2 protein-coding genes are annotated in these 1,255 nt (G+C 41.8%); both read left to right on the forward strand.

Annotated features, from left to right (window positions below):
* Positions 1–52: 52 nt before the first annotated feature.
* Entirely contained in the window at positions 53–370 is a 318-nt protein-coding gene (locus GC096_RS38470) for a transposase (protein WP_312886284.1), read from the forward strand.
* 11 nt (positions 371–381) lie between these two features.
* Complete coding sequence (locus tag GC096_RS16225) at positions 382–1,245, forward strand: IS3 family transposase (protein WP_312886285.1); 864 nt, start codon at positions 382–384, stop codon at positions 1,243–1,245.
* The last annotated feature ends 10 nt before the right edge of the window (positions 1,246–1,255 follow it).

Here is a 1,255-nt window from a genome sequence, read left to right on the forward strand (position 1 = left end):
GACACCTCGTTAACAGATTTAAGATAATAGATGTAACGAGGAGGTGTTCACAGTGGGTGAACAGCGGCAAAGGTACAATGATGAATTTAAACAACAAACGGTAAAATTTATTCAAGAACAAACGAAATCGGTAACGGAAATTGCTGAAGAACTTAACATTCCTGCGGGAACGCTTCATCAATGGGTGGCGAAGTATCGCCAATTTGAAAGTGAATCCCTTGCCAGTCCTGAGAAGGTCCGTCAATTGGAGCAGCTCTTGAAAGAGAAAGAACGTGAACTCGCAGAGAAGGATCGCCGGATATCAGAGGCGGAAGAAGAACTAGCGATTGTAAAAAAGGCCGTACACATCTTCAGCAGACCAAGGAACTAAGGTTCCAATTTATTGAAGATCATCGCTCTGAATTTTCAGTAGAGAAGATGTGTCAGACACTCGAGGTATCGAAGAGCGGTTATTACAAATGGGTAATTGGTAAAGCTGTTGTGAACAGCTATCAGAAGCGCAGAGCAGCTCTCTTAGCTCGTATTACATTCATCTTTCATGACCACTTTGGTAGATATGGAAGTCCTAAAATCACAGAGACTTTAAAGCGTGAAGGCTGGACGGTTTCTGAGCGATTAGTAGGAAAGTTGATGAAAGCAAACGGGCTTCGTTCCTGTGTTTCCAAGAAGTTTCGAGTGAATACAACCGATTCAAACCATGATTTTCCGATTGCATCAAACGTGCTGAATCAGAACTTCCAAACAACAGCGCCCAACAAAGTTTGGGTAACAGATATTACGTATATCCCGTGCCGACAGGGCCGCATGTATCTAGCAAGTGTTTTAGATTTGTACACACGCAAAATTGTAGGTTGGAAACTCGGAGACCGTATGACGACCGACTTAGTTCTCGCCGCCTTAGATCAAGCCTACGAGGCTCAAAAACCTCCTAAAGGCCTGATACATCACTCAGATCGTGGCTCGCAGTACGCATCAACCGATTACCGCGAAAGACTTAAAAAATACAAGATGAAAGCTAGCATGAGTCGAAAAGGCAACTGTTATGACAATGCATGTATCGAATCTTTTCATAGTGTATTAAAGAAAGAGTTTGTTTATTGTACAAGATTTTTGACAAAAGCCCAAGCACAACAAGATATGTTCGAATACATTGAGCTTTTTTACAATCGTAAAAGGATCCATGGTTCTTTGGGTTACCTTTCACCCGTTCGATTTGAAGAAAACTATTACAAGAGTGTTGCTTAATTCTCTTAAC

It is taken from the genome of Paenibacillus plantarum, from assembly GCF_013141695.1.
In the GTDB taxonomy this organism is placed as follows: domain Bacteria; phylum Bacillota; class Bacilli; order Paenibacillales; family NBRC-103111; genus Paenibacillus_E; species Paenibacillus_E plantarum.